This window comes from Paenibacillus sp. PAMC21692 (assembly GCF_014303795.1).
Lineage (GTDB): Bacteria > Bacillota > Bacilli > Paenibacillales > Paenibacillaceae > Pristimantibacillus > Pristimantibacillus agaridevorans.
The window spans coordinates 2805880-2824922 of the sequence record NZ_CP060293.1; the positions used below are offsets into that span (position 1 = coordinate 2805880).

Consider the following 19043-nt stretch of genomic DNA (forward strand, 5'->3'; position numbering starts at 1 on the left):
TATGAAAAGGAGACATTCATAATGATCAAAAATAAATTGTTGGCTTCATTATTGCTACTAGCTCTAACTGTATCTACTATCATCCCTGCTAATGGAATAATCTTTGCAGACACAGGTGTAGTTTTTAATAATGTTCCATGCGTTTCCCCAGGAAGCGGAGTGATTTCCAACGTAACGGCAACGAGTACGGAGATAATCGTTTCTGGGTGGATTCGCACAAGCCAGACTCAAAATCTTGAATTATTTGCATTAGAGCCATATGAGGAACATACACTCGCTGTCCTTGCTACTAAAACGGCAGTTATAAGCGACTCAGTTAATCCGGGAGGAATTGAAAAATGCTATAATTATACGGCTACTGTCAATCGTTATGACGGTTCGTCCAAAGATCGCATCTACTCCAAATTTGCTGTTGCGCTTCGAACTGGTGCGGGAGTGCTTACCTTGGTTGATGGGAAGCATGTGACTACATTTACGGAAGTCGCGCTTAATTCTTTCACTTTCCCGACATCTCCAACAAAGAAAGGGCTGCAGGTTCAACTGATCGATGATGCTCAGGAGCTTGGAATCGGTCATGCCGCTTTGAATTTTAGCTACGGCGATCTTCTCCATACCACTGGAGGCAGTAATACGATCACCTATACGATGAATGGAGAACATTTTTACTTTGACAAACAAAAGATTGAAGAAAATGATCGTGCTGTGAAATCATTATCTGACAATGGCGTTATTGTTACTCTTATCTTGCTGGTCTATCCCAGTTACCTCACGTCCCCGTCCAATCTGATTCTGCACCCGGATAGTAACGGAGGGATTGTCGGCGCATTCAACACAAAAGACGCGAACATGAAATATTTTCAAGCGGTCTCAGAGTTTATCGTTGAGCGCTATACGAGAAGTGATCAATCATACGGACGAGCTGTCAATTACATTATCGGAAACGAAGTGAACTCTTATTCGGTTTGGTACAATATGGGTGTTAAGACATTGCCGGAGTTTGTTAAAGACTATGTACGTACTTTAAGAGTCTTTCATACTGCAGCAATGAAGAAATACAGTAATGCCAGGGTATATATTTCACTCGATCATTTTTGGACGACTTTCTTCGATTTTCAGGGGAAAGAGGTCATCGATGAAATCAACACGCAAGCTGCAACTTTAGGGGATTTTCCTTGGAATGTAGCTTATCATCCATATCCTGAAAACTTAGGAATCCCGCAAACTTGGAATGATACCACAGCCACAAATAGTTTTACTACTCCAAGAATTACGTTTAAAAATATCCAAATATTAACTCAATATTTGGATCAAACTAATTTTAGATTCAACGGAGCCTCACGCCGTGTCATTTTATCCGAACAAGGCTTTCACACAATGGACCCTATTGATGTGGATGACCAAAGAGTACAAGCAGCAGCTTATGCGTACGGATACTACAAAACGCTTTTTAACAGCAGCATCGACTCGTTTATTTTGCATCGCCACGTGGATAACGGTGGGGAGGGAGGACTGCACCTCGGTCTATGGACTCGAGATACGACTACAGGTATACCGAATGATCCGGATGTGAAAAAAAAGATGTGGAGCGTCATGAAACAGATCGATACTGCCGATTCGGAAAACGCGACTGATTTCGCCAAGGGCATTATTGGCATATCCAATTGGACTGAGGTTATTCCTGGGTACGATGTATCCCAATTGAATGTTCGTACCCCGCCTGCAGTGACGAATTTATACCCAATTACCGCTGGAGGAGGGACAACAGCGGTGATCGCCAATTTTGAAACGGATACTGAGGGATGGACTAAAGCAGATTATACGGATAGCGTCACTAGGGTGACTTCATCGGCAAATTTACCAGGCACTCCATATCAAGGCACCGGCATGCTGGAGGCGGCTTTCAGCACGACTCTGGATAATAATGGTGCTGCAAGTTGGAAGGGCGTAACAAAAACCTTTACAACTCCGTTAAATTTATCTTCAACTCCTTATCTTCAATTGGCAATTAATTCGTTTGGCGGGGCACCAAGTGCTACTCAATATTATGCTAAAGTCAGATTATACAGTGGAAGTAATATTCTGGAGGGGCAAAGTGAAATAACCCCCGATAGTTGGAACTTGCTTGGGATGAATGTATCTCAATGGGCTGGCAAAAGCTCGATAGATCGGATTAAGGTTTGGTTTAGAACGGATAGCGGTGCATTATGGGATGCAGGGTTTTACGTTGATAATATTGGAGCTTCCCAATCCGTTTCATATAAACACTTGCAAGGGGAATTTGATACAAATGGGGATACGGAAGGTTGGACCGTAGAAAATAATATTACTAGTTTATCGGCAACAAATGGATCCATGCAGGGAACACTTAGCGGAAACGACCCGTATGTAACAAAATATGGAATTCAAATAAATTCAGCTATTAACAATAAAGTTATCATTCGCATGAAAAATTCAACTAACGCAACGAAAGGCAAGCTCTATTGGACGACCAATCTGGAAGGTACAAGATCCGAGAGCAAATCCCAGGATTTCAATATTACACCAAATGATGCACAATACCGTGAATATGTAGTCGACTTAAGCGGTAAAGCAACCTGGGCGAATACGATTACTTCGCTGCGGTTCGACCCGGCCGATAACAGCAACGGAAGCGGCTCGTTTTCGGTTGATTCCATTCGTCTATTGCAAAACGTCTATCAGCATTGGGATTTTTCAACTAACAATGACCTAATGGGATGGAACACCTTGAATATGATGACGGCTTCCGTAAGCGGCGGTATAATGACGCAGACGTTAACTGGCGCGGATCCTTATATGCTTTCGCCGATCATAGCGGTAGATGCTGAAAAATACAAAATCATCCAATTTAAAGTGAGAAATAATACAAGCGCGACAAAGGGCAAAATTTATTGGAATCGTACCAGCGATGCAGGCGCTAGCGAACAAAGGCAAAAGCAGTTTACAATTACGGCAAATGATACCGCCGAACAGGTATACACCATCCGCATGGACGATGAAACGCTTTGGAATGGGACGATCAAGAATATTCGAATGGACTTTGCCGATAACAGCTCCGGTACGGGGACAATCACGGTTGACTACATTTCATTGCCTATATATAAATAAAGTTGTGATACGAATTGGAGAGAATATTTATGCTGACATATTGATGAAAGGCAGATGCTACGTATGAAATCGGTTTATCGGAGCGTTAAAGAGGAAGGTTATCTGATTATCCAGAGATATTCAGAGGCAACTCCCAGATGACAGTGTAATTTTACGTAAGGCCATGGGTAATATTAAGACGTTTAAATTAAAAGAACTTTATCAATATCACAAAGATTATGTTGCAGAGATGATTGTTAAATCCAAGTATTATAACGAGAGTCAAATTATTTAAGCTTGGAAAGCATGGATAAGCGTGTACTTGCAAAACTAACAAAGGATATCAGTAATGAGTTTGACTTGTTGTAAAAGATCATAGTCAATGCAACTTTGAGTAAATTTGCTGCCTTCAAACAAAGTTAAAACTTAAAGGCTAATTATAGTGCCATTTTATGCTATCATTCATACGGCAAATGCCAAAGTATCTTGTACAATGTGCCATTTTATAAGGTATATTTCTAATTTATTGATACTGCAAGATTCAAATCCGATATTACAATTCTTTGGGGTTATGATTGTGGGAATGATCCCATTCATCGAAGGATACTTTGCAGTACCTGTAGGGATTGCGATCGGCTTCCCGGCAGTGATGACGATAGCAGCGGCAATCGTCGGAAACTGGATTTCAGTTATGGTTGTTATCCTAGCTAGTGATCGCGTTAAGCAGTGGCTGCAAAGAAGAAAAACGTCTGAACGTAAACAAGAAAAGCAAAATAAACGTCTAGAACGTGGACAGAAGCTATTCCATAAGGAAAATTGAATCCAGGACGTCTCAAAAAGCATGCTTTGCGAGGCGTCTTTTTTTTGATCATTTTTTGCGCATCAAAAAGACGTTGACAAACAAGACCGGGATAAAGGATACTAAGATTATAAATCAATTTGGAGCGCTCCCAATTTTGGGGCGCCACTATAGAACCTTCTTTACGAATGGCAATTGGGCAGCTTGTTAGCAAGAAGGATATGGTGTATGGAGGTTGCAGTGAAGCATACATTGGAATCCATCGCCGCTCTCGCGGGAGTTTCCAGAGGCACCGTATCTCGGGTCATTAATAATCAGCCGAGCGTAAAACCGGAAGTGCGGCAGAAGGTGCTGGCTATTATCGCCGAGAAGGGATATACGCCGCATCCCCAGGCGCGCAGTCTGGCTGGCGGCAAAACCGGGAATATCGGCGTTATCGTATTTGGCGCCAAGCTGGACTTTTTGACGCACCATATTTTCTATGAAGTGCTTCAAGGCATTCAGCTTATAACGGCTATGAACAGCTATGATTTGTTGCTGTTCTCCAATCGAAGCGATTATGATCACGAGTATTGGAAAAAAATCGCGATCAGCCGCAAAATCGACGGGCTCGTTATTATGGGCGAAAACATCCGCGAGGAGTATTTGCAATTTTACAGAGACCAGGGCATTCCGTTCGTACTCATTGGAAAACGCATCTACGATGGGCTGCCGCTTGCCTGCGTAACCTCCGATTATCGCCAGGGGACGTACGATGCAACGAACTATTTGATCGGCCAGGGCAAACGCTCGATCGTATATATTCAAGGCTTGATCGGCACTCCGCATGAGGAGGAGCGTTATGCCGGCTACAGGCGGGCTTTGCATGACGCGGACATTGCGTTCAGGCAGGAATTGGTGGCCGTCGGCAAAGCCGAGCAGGAGGAAGCGCGCAAGCAGATGGATCGGCTGATTGCGGAAGGGCATGCATTCGATGCAGTGTTTGCCGCCAACGACCTGATGGCGCTGGGCGCCATTGAATCTTTAACGATGCATAACTATCGCGTTCCGCAGGATATCGCCGTTATTGGTTATGACGATATTCAAGCCGCAGCCTTTATGAACCCGCCGTTGACCACGGTCAGACAGCATAAGCAAAAGCTTGGGCAGCATGCCGTGGAACTGCTGCTGGACATGCTGCGGGGCGAGTTGGACTGGCACGCGTCCAAGGATGTCGTTATTGAAAGCGATTTGATTATTAGAGGAACAGCCTGACGAGAAATATTACGGGGACACGGCTGACGGCCGATGTCCTATCTTTACAATAAAATATGGAGCGCTCCCAATGTCTAAATTGGGAGCGCTCCAAAAACAGATTTGGAGTTGATTTTCTATGCACGACTTGGAAAAATACGATGTGGCGGTTTTGGGAGGCGGCCCGGCCGGCATAACCGCTGCGATCAGCGCTGCCCGTTCCGGCGCCAAAACCATTCTGATAGAGCGTTACGGCTTTCTCGGCGGCATGTCCACGGCGGCGATGGTCTACCCGTGGATGACCTTTCACGCGGCTTCCGGAGAGCAAGTGATTAAAGGGCTGGCCCAGGAAATTGTGGACCGGCTGATGGCGCTCGGGGCTTCGCCGGGTCATCTGCGGGATACGATCGGCTTCACCCATACGTTAACTCCTTATAATCCCGAGGTATACAAGGTATTGGCTTGCGATATGCTCGCGGAAGCTGGCGCGGATATTTTGCTTCATACTTCCGTTATTGAGGTAGAGACCGAAGGAGATCGCATCGGCGCCATTAAGTTATATGGAAAAAACGGCATCAGAGACTTGAAAGCCAAGGTATACGTGGACGCGACAGGAGACGGCGATGTCGCCTATATGGCCGGCGCTCCATGGGAGAAAGGCAACGATAATGGGAAGCTGCAGCCGATGACGATGAAGTTCCGCATGCGCGGCGTAGATTTGCAGGCAATCAAACAATATATGAAAAGTAATCCCTCGGAATTTTACGAGAAGTCGTTGATTTCCGAGCTGGACCGGTTGCCTTTAACCGGAATAATGGGGTTTTATAGCAAGTGGAGAGAGGCGCGGTTGCCTATCCTGCGGGACGGGTTATTGTTTTTCAGCGGCCCCGGCGAGGATGAGGTGCTGATCAATACGTCCCGCGTGTCGGGACTGGATCCTACCAATAGCGAGGATTTGACCAAGGCGGAGATTGAAGGGCGCAAGCAGGTGCTGGAGCTGGAAGCCTTTCTGCAGCAAAGCATTCCCGGCTTCGAGCGAGCCTCCGTGTCCGCCGTCGGTACCCAAATAGGCGTCAGGGAGACTCGGAGAATGATCGGGCAGTATGTGCTCAGCGGTCAGGATGTGCTGAGCGCGCGCAAATTTACGGATGTTATCGCGCGCAGCGGCTATCCGATCGATATTCATAATCCGGAAGGCAAGGGAGTGACCGCCAACTTTATCCGAGAGGGCGGGGCCTACGATATTCCTTATCGGAGCATCGTTCCGCTCCAAACAGCTAATCTGCTGCTGGCGGGCCGCTGTATTTCCACCTCTCACGAGGCCCAGGCGACAACGCGTCTGACGCCTAGCTGCATGGCGATCGGGCAAGCGGCCGGTACGGCGGCGGCGCTGGCGGCGGAGCTGGGCTGCGATACCGGAGATGTGCCTATAGATGACCTGCAGAAGCTGCTGCTAGCAGGAAATGCGGAGCTTGGCTTTAGCGGAGCCGCGGTATGACGGCGAAGGGCGGAAGCTGCCAATGACAGAGAGCTCTTACTAATCCGAGGAGGTGAATGCATGATTCGTTTTTAATTTCTTTACCTGGTTCATGGGAATACCAAACTTCAATTAACGGGGTGCGTTCTAATGAAGAAAGGTTTAATGAAACGGTGGTTCTGCATGATTCTTTCGTTCTCGCTAGTTTTCTCTATGTCATCCATGCAGGCGTTTGCCGAATCCGCAGAGGATGCGAATCCGGTCATCGTCAATCCCGGCTTCGAAACGGGGGATGGGTCCGGCAAAATTCCCGGCTGGCGGCTAATCACAACAAATACAATAAGCACTGTGGCTCCCAGCACGGCATTTGCACACTCTGGTCAAACAAGCATGCATTTCAACAATCCGACCAATCAGGAACAATTGCAGGTGGCAAGCGAGAAAATAGATGTCGTGCCCGGAGGCGTTTATAACGCCAAGGCGTGGGTGTACGTAGTCAACCAATCGCATAGCGTCGGATACGAAATCCATTTTTTCGCTGCCGACAATAAGCCGTTAAAGCCTCCGTCAACTTTCATAAATTTTGCGAAGGGCACATTGACGCTGAATGCCTGGAACGAGCTTGTTGTTCCATTCACGGTGCCGGACAATGCGGCCAAGGTCGAGCTAAGGTTCAATTCCGGCAAAACGGCTACAACGGAAGCCTATTTCGACGATGTGTGGATAGAGACGGTCAGCTTGCCCGGCCAACCGGAGGAGCCGGAAGAGCCGGAGCAGCCGGAACAGCCGGCGGGACCCGTGCGGAATCTGGACTTTGAGATGGAGCCGGCGTCCGGCGTCATTCCCGGATGGAGCCTGAAGGCGCCTACGGTAGGGGTGCTGGAGCTTGCGACCAGTCCGGTTCGCGGCGGCAAATATAGCTTACATTTTGCCGATCAGTCGATCGAATCGCGAACCCAGGCGTATAGCGACCCTTTGGACGTAAATGCGGGGGACAAATATGTGGCCGGCGCCTATGTTTACGTCATGAACCAAACCCACAGCATAGGCCTTGAAGTTCATTTCGAGAAAGATGGGGGAACGGCGGTGGGCAGCCCGATTTTCCTTAACTTTACCTCAGCCCAGCTGTCCAGAGAGCAATGGTCTTTGATGGAAGTGCCATTCACCGTGCCTGCCGACGCAACCAAGGCGAGGCTTCTCATCAATTCCGGCGTTCCAAGCTTGACAGAGGCTTACTTTGACGACCTGTTCATAACGGAAGATGGCGGCGAGACGCCGGTTGACTTGCCGAATGAAATTCAGAACCCTGGTTTGGAGCTTCCGTCCGCTGCCGGCGGAATTCCGCATTGGAGCGTCGGAGCCGGTACGGTAGGTGTACTCGAACTTAGCACGGAACGCGTTAGAAGCGGCTCGAACAGCCTTTATTTTGCCGATCGCGATTCGAGTCAGGGTTTGCGGGCCATTAGCGATCCTTTCCGGATAGAAGGCGGAGAGACCTATATTGCGAGCGCTTATGTAAACGTCATCAGTCAATCACATAATATTGTGTTGGAAACGTATTATTTTGATGCCAAAGATGTTCAAGTCGGCGTGAAGACGGAGCTGTTCAGCTCCAACTCGCTGGGAACGAATCAATGGTCGCGCATGAGCACGCAGACGGAAGTCCCTCAGCATGCCGCCTATGCCAGGGTGGCGTTATACTCGGGAGGAGTGAGTATCACGGAGGCATACTTTGACGATGTTTCATTTGAAATCCTGCCCAAAGAAGAGCCGTTGGACCGCGTCTATCAGGAGTCGGTTCGTCTTGGCGACATGGTAAGCGTCAATCTGGGCCAGGCGGGACAAATTCAAACGAACAGTCTTGGAGAGAATGAGGTTTATTTCCATTCCAACGGTTTGCCGGGTCCATTTTCGGTTCTGGATGCCGAGACGGGCGAATTGAAGTTTTCGCAGCTGATTCCGAATTCGGAAGCGATGTGGGCCATGACGATCGGTTCGGATAAAAACGTTTATTTTGCCGCAACCGGAGACGGGCTGCTGTATCGTTATCTTCCCGCGGAGAAGCGGATTGAATCGCTAGGGGTCAATCCTGCCGACAGCTGGGTCTGGGATTTGGAAGCATCCTCCGACGGCAAAATTTATGGAGCGACCTTCCAGGATAAAGGGATAGGCAAAGTGTTCGAATATGACATTGCCACCGGCGCGTTCAAAAACTACGGAGGCGTCATGAGCGGCATGGACTACGTCCGGGGCATTGCGGTGCACGGCGAATATATTTATGCCGCGCTGGGCGCCAATGTCCATCTGTTCAAGATCCATCGCGAAACAGGCGAAAAAACCGAGATTCCGATCAAGGGATACAGCGGCACCGTCGGCACGATGGCCGATGTCTTCGTGGTAGGAAATAAGCTGTTCGCGTCGGTCAGCACGATGAATATGGTCGTTATGGACTTGGACACCTATGAGGTTCTCGGAGGTTTCCAATACAGCAACATGCTATCGGAACCGAATCCGGATAACGGCAACGAGATTTATTACAAGAACGGCAGCGAGCTGTTCAAATACGATTTGGCGCAAAATAAGTCGGTCAAGATTGCGCTCCCGTTCCCTCTGCCGGACACGCTGCGCGTTAAGGATATGACTTGGATTACGCTCAAGGAAGGCGCGGGAGCTGGAGAAACGGTGCTGGCCATGATTACGCAGTACGGCGAGTACTGGTACTATAACCCGAGGGACAACTCCATTAAATTCGTTGATTTGGATATTGCGTCTCAATATGTAAGGATTCAGGCTCTCGAAAGCGGTCCGATGGACGGGCGCATTTATATGGGAGGCTATCAGCGGGGGATGAGCGTCTACAACCCGTTCACCGACGAGATGGATGTCAATATAGCGGCGTTCGCTCAACCCGAAGGAATCGGGTTCCTGAACGATCATGTTTATTACGGCACGTACGTCGGAGCGGTTATGTACAAATACGATCCGCGGAAGCCGGCCGAGATTGGCAGCAATCCGGTGCTGTCTTATGACATCGGACATCATCAGGACCGACCTTTCGCGATTGCATCGGGCGGAGGCAAGCTGTATGTCGGCACGGTAGCGGACTACGGCATGCTCGGCGGCGTGCTTGCCGTCTACGACGAGCGGCAGGACAAATGGACGCAATACGACGATGTGGTCGAAGATCAGGCGATTATCGGGCTGGCTTACAAGGACGGCCTGTTGTACGGGGGCACTACCGTATGGGGCGGCCTCGGTATCTCGCCGACGCAACAGGCAGCCAAAATCTTTGTGTGGGATGTGGCCAAGGGCCGGAAAGTAGCCGAATTTACGCCTGACATTCCCGGCATCGACGAAACGCCGAAGATGATCGGAGATATTTCATTCGGGCCGGACGGCCTGTTATGGGGCGCGGTCGACGGCACGATCTTTGCGATGGATGTAGAAACGAAGGAAGTCGTGAAGAGCAAGATGATCCGTCCAAGCCTTTACAACTCCAGCAAATGGAAACCTTATCATTTGAGATGGAGTCCGGACGGCATGCTGTATACGACATTGTCCCGCCAACTGACCGTCATTGATCCGGAGACTTTGCAATACAAGGTGATCGATGGCACGTTCACGAACGATATGACGATCGGTCTCGACGGCACCATCTATTATGCGCCGGATGCGGGCACGGCATTAGTAAAAATCCCGGTGCCCGAGACGGATGCGACCTTGCGTTCCGTGACCATTGACGGCAAGCCGTTCGCGGAATTCTCGACCGGCGTCACCAGCTATGTGAAGGAACTAACGGCGGATTCGACGATTGAGGCCATCCCGTCGCAGCAAGGTGCGACAATTGCGATTGAAGCGATGAACGCCAACGAAAAAACGCTGATCAAGGTAACGGGGGCAGACGGCAAATCCAGGCTGGATTATACGTTGTATTGGAATGAAGCCGCGCGCCAGAAGGACAGACCGGGCGCGGGAGATCCGAATCCTCCCCTTAACCCAGGGCCATCGGGGCCATCCACGCCTGTTGAACCGGAGACAGAAGGAAGACAGATGGTATCCGAGAACGAGCTTCGTCCGAACGCACAGGGCGAGGTTGCAGTCAAGCTGGACCCTAGCGCGGACCACGCGCTGCTACCTATTAACGCGGGCGAATTGGCCGGCAATCGGTCGATCAGGCTGGACGGCGGGAATTATGCCGTCGACGTTCCGGCGGAAGTGCTGGAGCAATTGAAGCAGCTGGCGGAAGGCATGGCGAAAGCTCGGATCAAAGTGACCTTCGAACGGGCGAGCGAGCAAGACGGGGAGGCGCTTGCTCAGGCCGTATCGGCACGGTACTCGGCGGAAGTTGCTGCGCTAAGCGATATTCGCAGCATCCTTCTGTCCGTTGTCGAACCAGAAGGCGGCGAGAAGAAGCTCGGGCAATTTGCCGAACCGGTGACGCTCGTCTTTGATTTGATAGGCGATATCGATCCCGATGCAACCGGCGTCTATCGCATAGACGATAACGGAACTCTGTCTTTCATCGGCGGAGCGATCAAGAACGGCCGCATGGTTGCGGAAGCGACGGCATCCGGACGTTATGCAGTTATGCAATTCGACAAGACTTATTCGGATGTGCCTTCCGGCCACTGGGCCTCCCGAGCGATCAAAAAAATGACGGCTATGCTGATGGCCCAAGGCGTAAGCGAGGATCGATTTGCGCCCGAGAAAGTGACGACAAGGGCGGAATTTGTGGCGTTCGTCGTTCGGGCCTTGGGATTGGAAACGGCGGAAGCGGGTTCGGGCAGCTTCGCCGACGTAGCGTCCGGCAGCTGGTACGCGGCGGAGATAGAGGCGGCGTTACAGGCGGGCATCGTGAACGGAACAAGCGGCAATACCTTTGCTCCGGGAGCCGCGGTTACAAGAGAGCAAATGGCTGTTATTCTCTACCGGGCTTACGAGTACAAGCGCGGCAACGGCGTGGTTTCCGGCGCGGGCGGCAGCTTCGCGGATCAGGATGCCGTCAGCCCGTGGGCTGCCGACGCCGTATCGGCCGCTCAAACCTTAGGCCTGGTGCGAGGACGCGGCAACGATAAATTTGCGCCGCAAGCGAATTTGACGAGGGCGGAAGCCGTGCAAGGGGTATTGAATTTGTTTGACAAATAAAAGAGTGCGGGTGATGCGGGCATTGTCCCGCATTACCCTATTCGATGGAACTATGGAGCATCTATTGGGATAGAAGGAGAGAAGCGGTCATGGCCGATATGCTGGTTAAATTGTACGATCTGCCCCAACTAGAGCCCATGGACGCATTCGAGCGGCGAACGGGCATCGTGATTCGAAGGGCGATCGGTCCGGAGAAGCATGTGGTCGTACAGTGGGTCAAGGAGCGATTCCGCCCAAGCTGGGTGAGCGAATGCGAGGTCGCTTTTGCCCGCAACCCCATAGCCTGCGTTGTGGCGGTCGAGGCAGGCAGTCTGGCGGGATTTGCTTGCTATGACGCCACCGCCAAAGGTTATTTCGGTCCTACCGGCGTAGAAGAGGCCGAGCGCGGCAAAGGAATCGGCAAAATGCTGTATCTCTATACATTGCAATTGATGCGCCAGGACGGATACGGTTACGCCGTGATCGGCGGCGCCGGTCCGGTGGATTTCTATGCCAAGACATCGGGCGCCGTTGTCATTGAAGGATCTGAGCCCGGAATCTACAAGGGAATGCTGAGATAGCGGGCCGATTTCATTCGGCTCGTCTTTATCATCGCGATAGGGAGGGATACAAGATGGGGAAACTTGCGATCAGACAGCTGAGAGCGCATCCGGTATTAAACTTTGCAAGCGAAGAACTGCAAGCGATCAGCGAGGTCTATGCGGGTGCAACGGCTGTCTATGCCAAGCAGTTGATTATCGGAACCTGGAGCGATTGCGAGCGGCATTTGTCGGCTGCGCCGTTTGATCCGGTGGCGGCAAAGCCGGCATGGCCTTGGCAAAAGGAAGCGGAAGGCGGTCAGGAACGCGCGGGATATGAGTACCCGGAGGACGCCTACGTCATTCTGTGCCGGGAAGACGTTATTATTCTTGCCGGCCGCTGCGAAAGGGCGGCTTTATATGCGGTGTACGCCTATTGCAAAGAGGAATTCCGGATCGAATGGGTTTATCCGGGAGAAACGGCCGTTCGCGTCTCTCGCCAGGCAAACAGCTCGGAGCGGGAGCGGACTCGCGCGCATGACGCGGATAGGCCGGCCGTTCAAGTTCCGTCCATGCGGCGCAGAGGGTTTGTATACGAGAATTTGAGGGACGAGCCGTATTTGCTGGCGGTGATCGATTGGCTTGCCAAGAACCGCGTCAATGAGCTGTTTATGACGTTTATGCTATGGGATGAGCTAGGTTCGGCGCTGGCCCCCGAGCTGTCTAAACGCGGCATCGCATTGACGCTCGGCGGCCACAGCATGAAGTTTTTCATGCCGGAATTAAAGGCAAAAAATCAGTTGGATTATTCCGATTTGAGCTGGCAGGACGGCGTTATCGCCGGTATCGTGCAATATTGCGGCAAGGTTCCGTCCTCATTGTCCCGAATATCGCTGTGGCCGGAGGATGCCGCAATCGCCGATAACGAGGCGGAGAAAAAACGGTTTTTAACCGGCTATATCCGGTTTACCGAACGAATAAAAGAGGCTTTGAGCGCAGCAGGCATAGAAATCGCGGTCGAGCATATCGCCTATAATGCGGGCTTGTCCTGGGATATGCTGGAGTTGCTTGACGGAGTAGAGGCGTCGGAGCGCAGCGATGTCCTGTTTGCCTACTGGGGCAGGGACTATAGCCGTCCATGGTCTTCCTCGGACAGCCGTGCCGAAGACGCTAGAGCTGCAAGAGCTTTGGAACGATGGGCTGCAAAGGCGGCCGATAAAAACAGGAATATATGCGTGTTTGAATATTACAGCGACCACTTTATGTTAAGTTCGTTATTCCCCGCTCTTCCGGAGCGCATCTATGACGACCTGGAGCTGTTTAAACGGCTCGGCATCGACTCCGTCACGAATCTGGTTGTTCCATGCTCTCGCACTGGCACTGAATATTCCTGGAAGTGGGCGCAAGGCTATAACAGCTATTTGTTCGCGAGATGCGCCTGGGGCGATAGCGCCGAAGCGGCTTTAGCCGATTATTGGCAATATGCGCCGGCAAGCGAGCGCGCATTCCTCAGGGCGGCTGTAGACCGGGTGGGGAGCAAGCTGGCCCGCCTGACCCGCTACAACTTTCCATTGTTCCCCGCAAGAGTGGTGGATGTAAAGAAACTGACGGCGCCTGTTACGGAAGCAAGCGTTATTCGGGCTGAATTGAAGGAGCTTGAAGCGGATGTCCAAACGGCATTGGCTCATTTGCTGAGCGGCGAGGGCACTGGGCTGGAGCCGTTTAGAACGTATTTCAATCATCTTGGAGAGACGATAGGGGAATTGAGCCGAGACTGGGCCGAAAACGAAGAGCTCGGATAACCGGTTCTCCTTAATTGCGCAACCGCATGCGAAAACGGAAAATCTAGGTCACGCTAGTGTACTTCTCGCAGTTTTTTTTGCCTCGATAGAGGATTTCTCATTTAAAAAAGTGTTGACAGTTAGAGTTATGGGTTATATCATTTGAATATGCACTAGATATGAACTAAGTTTATTTATGGAAACCGTTATCATATCAGGAAATGACATCAAAACAATGGTTTTCAATTCATTAACAGGTTTTCTAGTGTATTTGTAGTACAAATCGTGATTGGGGGAACGGAATATGACAAGCAATAAGCTAAAAGAAACAGCTTCCAAGATGGCGCTTGCACTGGCGCTTGTAATGGTGGTTACCGCATGTTCGGGGAAATCGAATAGTCCGGCGGAGTCGCCTGGCGCGTCACCATCGCCAACTTCAAGCAGCGAGGGGAATGAAGGCAAGCCCGAAGCCGGAGCGCTGCCGATCGTAGCGGATAAGCTGACATTGGATACATGGATTGTATCGGACGGCAACTTCCGCGGCCAGAATTATAACGAAAAAAATTCTTTCGCCAAGATGGAAGGGCTTACAAACATTAATATCAACTGGATTCAGGGCAGCGGCGCTGACGGCGTCGAGGCGTTCAATCTACTTATGGCAGGCGGCCAGCTTCCCGATCTTGTCGCTTACAACAACATGGTGACGGAAGGTCCCAAGTACGGACAGCAAGGGGCATTCGTCGAGCTTACTCCTTACATTGAGCAGCATGCCCCTAATTTCAAAAAAATTCTGGACAATAATCCAGAGCTGAGAAAGCTGCTGACGACGGCCGACGGCGAAATTTATCAGTTCCCTCAATTGAATTTGCATGAATACAATCTGGTTCAGATGTATCCGCAAATTCGCCAGGATTGGCTGGAAAAGCTGAAGCTCGAGGAGCCGAAAACAATCGACGACTGGTATACCGTTCTTAAGGCTATTAAGGAAGGGGACCCGAACGGAAACGGCATTGCGGACGAGATTCCTTATGTAGCCGTGAACTTGCAGCATATCATCCGCACTTTCGGACCTGCGTTTAATACCGATTGGGAGTTCTACGTTGATAACGGAAAAGTGAAATTCGCGCCGTATGAGACTGAATACAAGGAATTGCTGCAATGGCTGAACAAGCTGTACGGCGAAGGGCTGCTTGATCAGAACTATCTTGTAGATACCGACTTTAAATTTTTGACCGAGAAGGTAACAACGGATCGCGCCGGGGCATGGGCAGGCTGGTCCGGATCGTATATGCGATCGTTCACTGACTTGATGAAAGATCATCCAACGTTCAAGCTGGTTGGCACAGAGCCGCCGGTTGGGCCGAAGGGCGAGCAAAGATTCGGCTTCCACGCATGGCCGCTTGGAACTGTAGGCGTAGCGATCTCCGCCAAGAGCAAGCATATTGAAGAAGCGGTCAAATGGCTTGACTTCCAATATTCGGAGGAAGGCATTATGCTGAACAACTTTGGCGAAGAGGGCGTATCGTACGAGATGGTTGACGGTTATCCGAAGTTTACCGATGCCGTGTTCAACAACCCGGAGGGGCTTAATTCCACGGAATCATTGCTCAGCTACACCATTGGCGGCGGAATGTGGTCGACGGTTGCGGACGAGCGTTACCTGGAGCAATATGACATGGAAGAAGCGATTGAAGCCAAGCAGAAGGTAGGGAAATACATCAATTTTGACAAGGCGTTCCCTCCGATTACGCTGACTGCACAGCAAAATGATAAAGTCGCGTCGCTGCTGGCGGATATTCGCACCTACCGCGATGAATATGCCAACGGTTTCGTGATGGGCAACCGTTCGTTTGATGAATACGATAGCTTTGTCCAGCAACTGAAGCAAATGAAAATCGAAGAAATCATTGCCGTCTATCAGGAAGCTTACGACAACTACCTCGGCAAGTAACGGCATGCAAGGCAGGCGCGCCCCTTAAGCTTTTGGGGCCGCCTTTTTAACCAAATGAGCATTAACGGGCTTCCCGGAAAGGAACGGGCATATGAACGCTAACGCGGCTAAATCGAATAACAAGGTTCCGGATCGTTTGAAAAAAGGCGTCCGGCGAGCGACATTCCGAGGAGTTATTAAAAACCGATCGCTTTATATCATGCTGATTCCCGTTGTTTTATATTTTATTGTCTTCCATTACAAACCTATGTACGGGGCGATTATTGCTTTTAAAGACTTCAAGCCCTTCCTCGGCATTGGAGACAGTCCATGGGTCGGCTTCAAGCATTTTCAGCAATTTTTCGAAAGCTATTTTTTCGTCCGCATCTTGCGGAATACAATAGTGATCAGTCTGTATCAGCTTATATTCGGATTCCCGGCCGCCATTATATTGGCGTTGCTGCTTAATGAACTCAAAAATCAAATATTTAAGCGATTTGTGCAATCTATTTCGTATTTGCCGCATTTCATATCGCTAGTCGTCGTATGCGGCATGCTGATTGACTTCCTGCAGCCGGACGGCATCATTAACCGTTCCTTGCTGGCGATAGGCGTGATCGGCGAACCGATCAATTTTATGATTCTGCCGGAATGGTTCCGCTTAATCTTTGTCGGGTCAGGCATATGGCAAAGCGTAGGCTGGAGCTCCATTATTTTCCTCGCCGCGCTATCGGGAATCAATCCTTCTCTTTATGAAGCGGCGGCAGTCGACGGGGCGGGACGATGGAGACAGATGCTGAGCATAACATTGCCGGGCATCATGCCGACCATCATCATTCTGCTTATTATTAATATCGGAAATTTCATGGTTGTCGGTTTTGACAAAATCATTTTGTTATATAACTCAGCAACTTATGAGACGGCGGATGTGATCGGAAGCTTTGTTTTCCGCAGAGGCATTACCGAAGCCAACTACAGCTTTACCGCTGCCGTAGGCCTGTTCAACTCAGTGATTAACTTTACGCTGCTTGTACTGGTGAATCAATTGGCCAAGAAGAAGGCGGAAAGCAGCTTATGGTAGGGGGAAACGCAGATGACTTACAATAAGTCGATTGGGGAGCGCGTGTTTGACGCTTTCAATATAGTATTGCTGGTGGTTGGATCGTTTCTATTTCTGTATCCGCTTTGGTTTGTCATCGTGTCCTCGGTCAGCGATGCGGCATCCATCGCGTCCGGCGCCGTTTCATTATGGCCCAAAGGATTTAATCTGGAGGCTTATGAACGGGTATTCAACGACTCCCGCGTATGGCTCACGTACCGCAATACGATCTTCTATGTCCTTGCGGGCACGCTGATCAACCTCGTCCTGACGACCTTGGGCGCCTATCCGTTGTCGCGGAGAGATTTGCACGGCCGCAATGGCATTATGCTTTTTATTGTATTTACGATGTTTTTCAGCGGCGGACTTATCCCGATGTATTTGAACGTGCGCGATCTTGGCTTGTTCGACACGCGTTGGGCTCTGCTGCTGCCGGGCGCAATCAGCGCCTATAATCTGATCGTGATGCGAACCTTCTTTCAATCCACCATACCCGACGGACTTATCGAATCGGCCAAAATGGAAGGAGCTAGCGAATACCGGATACTGTGGAGTATCGTGCTTCCGCTGTCCATGCCGGTTGTCGCCGTCATGACGTTATTTTACGCCGTCTACCATTGGAACAGCTGGTTTGACGCCATGATTTATTTGCAGGATCGTTCGTTGCATCCGCTGCAATTGCTGCTTAGGGAAATTCTCGTTTCCTCGCAGACCAACGATATGCTCGGCGGGGTCGGAAGCGGCGACGTAGTCGGCGTATCCGAGACGATCAAATATGCGACGACAGTCATAGCGACGTTGCCTATTCTCGTCATCTATCCGTTTCTGCAAAAATATTTTGCCAAAGGCGTTATGCTTGGAGGAGTAAAAGAATAATGATAAATCCATTGCAGATAAGCGAAACGAAAAAGCTCGACAGTCCTATGAAGACCATATTCAGCTACAAAGGCAAGGCGATCGTGCAACAGGTACCCGTCCCCGAGGTGAAGGCTCACTCCGTACTTGTTCGGACCGTATATTCCGGCGTAAGCAACGGTACAGAGCGGCTGATGCTGATGTCCAATCATCAGCAACCCGTTGCGCTTGGCTATAGCGCATGCGGCATTGTAAGCGCGGTGGGGGAGGGCGTCCATCACGTCAAACCGGGCGATCGCGTAGCCTGCTACGGCGCGCCTTATGTTCGCCATGCCGAATACATGCTGGTGCCCAAGCATCTTGCATCGCCTGTGCCGGATGACGTGGATATGAAGGAAGCGGCATTTGCCGGACTCGGCGCTATCGCCATACATGCGCTGCGGCAGGCCAAGCTGGAGTTCGGCCAATCGGTCGTTATTGTGGGGATGGGCATTATCGGCCAGATTACGGCCCAAATTGCCAGCGCGGCGGCTTACGATACGATTGTTTACGATTTGCAGGCGGAGCGATGCGCCTTATTCGAATCGCTCAGCAAAGGCAGAACCGCCCAATCGCTAGAAGAGCTTGAAGCCGTCATCCATCAGGCGACGGAGGGTTGCGGAGTGGATGCGGTGCTGCTCGCGGCCAATGGCAAAAACAACGGGTTGATTGACGGAAGCCTGGACTGGATACGGGATCGGGGCAACATCGTCATTGTCGGCGATCTCGAAATGAATTTTTCAAGAGAGAAGATGTTCCGGAAAGAGGCGGATATTCGCATATCGCGAGCTGGCGGCCCCGGACGTTACGACAGCAACTACGAAGCCAACGGTCAGGACTATCCGCTGGGTTATGTACGCTGGACCGAAGGCAGAAATATGAGCGAATATATTCGGCTCTTGCGGGAGAAGCGCATCTCGATCAATCCTCTGGTGAATCAGAGCGTGCATCTTGACGAGATTCCGGGCATGTACGATGGTTTATTTATGTCGGTTTCGCCTGCTTTAGGCACATTGATAACATATGAATAGTGATATATACTACCAAGTATATAAGGTACCG

At 50.5% G+C, this 19043-nt stretch carries 11 protein-coding genes; all 11 read left to right on the forward strand.

Annotation, left to right across the window (positions count from 1 at the left end):
* The first annotated feature begins 21 nt into the window (after positions 1–21).
* A complete protein-coding gene (locus H7F31_RS11080; RefSeq protein WP_187104222.1) occupies positions 22–3126 on the forward strand; it encodes a DUF5722 domain-containing protein in 3105 nt (1034 codons plus the stop codon).
* A gap of 562 nt (positions 3127–3688) precedes the next feature.
* On the forward strand, positions 3689–3925 hold the full coding sequence (locus H7F31_RS11085) for a small multi-drug export protein (RefSeq protein ID WP_261800497.1): 237 nt from the start codon (positions 3689–3691) through the stop codon (positions 3923–3925).
* 219 nt (positions 3926–4144) lie between these two features.
* Positions 4145–5158, forward strand: coding sequence for a LacI family DNA-binding transcriptional regulator (locus H7F31_RS11090; RefSeq protein WP_187104224.1), 1014 nt, complete (start codon positions 4145–4147; stop codon positions 5156–5158).
* Positions 5159–5276: 118 nt separating this feature from the next.
* Positions 5277–6635: an FAD-dependent oxidoreductase gene (locus H7F31_RS11095; protein WP_187104225.1), complete on the forward strand. Its 1359-nt coding sequence runs from the start codon at positions 5277–5279 to the stop codon at positions 6633–6635.
* Positions 6636–6764: 129 nt separating this feature from the next.
* The gene (locus tag H7F31_RS11100; protein WP_187104226.1) at positions 6765–11759 is read left to right on the forward strand and encodes an S-layer homology domain-containing protein; all 4995 of its coding nucleotides are present in this window, start codon (positions 6765–6767) and stop codon (positions 11757–11759) included.
* Positions 11760–11848: 89 nt separating this feature from the next.
* Positions 11849–12319: a GNAT family N-acetyltransferase gene (locus H7F31_RS11105; protein ID WP_187104227.1), complete on the forward strand. Its 471-nt coding sequence runs from the start codon at positions 11849–11851 to the stop codon at positions 12317–12319.
* Between the two features lie 53 nt (positions 12320–12372).
* On the forward strand, positions 12373–14079 hold the full coding sequence (locus H7F31_RS11110) for a hypothetical protein (RefSeq protein WP_187104228.1): 1707 nt from the start codon (positions 12373–12375) through the stop codon (positions 14077–14079).
* A gap of 283 nt (positions 14080–14362) precedes the next feature.
* On the forward strand, positions 14363–16009 hold the full coding sequence (locus H7F31_RS11115) for an extracellular solute-binding protein (RefSeq protein ID WP_187104229.1): 1647 nt from the start codon (positions 14363–14365) through the stop codon (positions 16007–16009).
* Positions 16010–16100: 91 nt separating this feature from the next.
* Positions 16101–17069: an ABC transporter permease gene (locus H7F31_RS11120; RefSeq protein WP_187104230.1), complete on the forward strand. Its 969-nt coding sequence runs from the start codon at positions 16101–16103 to the stop codon at positions 17067–17069.
* Between the two features lie 12 nt (positions 17070–17081).
* Positions 17082–17963, forward strand: coding sequence for a carbohydrate ABC transporter permease (locus tag H7F31_RS11125; RefSeq protein ID WP_187104231.1), 882 nt, complete (start codon positions 17082–17084; stop codon positions 17961–17963).
* Positions 17963–19012 carry a zinc-dependent alcohol dehydrogenase gene (locus tag H7F31_RS11130; RefSeq protein WP_261800378.1) on the forward strand — a complete coding sequence of 350 codons (1050 nt, stop codon included), beginning with the start codon at positions 17963–17965 and terminating at the stop codon, positions 19010–19012. The genes H7F31_RS11125 and H7F31_RS11130 overlap by 1 nt, the downstream gene beginning before the upstream one ends.
* Positions 19013–19043: the final 31 nt, after the last annotated feature.

What these genes read in the sequence shown, in the direction of transcription:
- H7F31_RS11095 (WP_187104225.1), top strand. Translation starts at nt 5,277, where the DNA reads ATGCACGACTTGGAAAAATACGATGTGGCGGTTTTGGGAGGCGGCCCG.
- H7F31_RS11085 (WP_261800497.1), top strand. Translation starts at nt 3,689, where the DNA reads ATGATCCCATTCATCGAAGGATACTTTGCAGTACCTGTAGGGATTGCG.
- H7F31_RS11105 (WP_187104227.1), top strand. Translation starts at nt 11,849, where the DNA reads ATGGCCGATATGCTGGTTAAATTGTACGATCTGCCCCAACTAGAGCCC.
- H7F31_RS11120 (WP_187104230.1), top strand. Translation starts at nt 16,101, where the DNA reads ATGAACGCTAACGCGGCTAAATCGAATAACAAGGTTCCGGATCGTTTG.
- H7F31_RS11080 (WP_187104222.1), top strand. Translation starts at nt 22, where the DNA reads ATGATCAAAAATAAATTGTTGGCTTCATTATTGCTACTAGCTCTAACT.
- H7F31_RS11125 (WP_187104231.1), top strand. Translation starts at nt 17,082, where the DNA reads ATGACTTACAATAAGTCGATTGGGGAGCGCGTGTTTGACGCTTTCAAT.
- H7F31_RS11130 (WP_261800378.1), top strand. Translation starts at nt 17,963, where the DNA reads ATGATAAATCCATTGCAGATAAGCGAAACGAAAAAGCTCGACAGTCCT.
- H7F31_RS11115 (WP_187104229.1), top strand. Translation starts at nt 14,363, where the DNA reads ATGACAAGCAATAAGCTAAAAGAAACAGCTTCCAAGATGGCGCTTGCA.
- H7F31_RS11110 (WP_187104228.1), top strand. Translation starts at nt 12,373, where the DNA reads ATGGGGAAACTTGCGATCAGACAGCTGAGAGCGCATCCGGTATTAAAC.
- H7F31_RS11100 (WP_187104226.1), top strand. Translation starts at nt 6,765, where the DNA reads ATGAAGAAAGGTTTAATGAAACGGTGGTTCTGCATGATTCTTTCGTTC.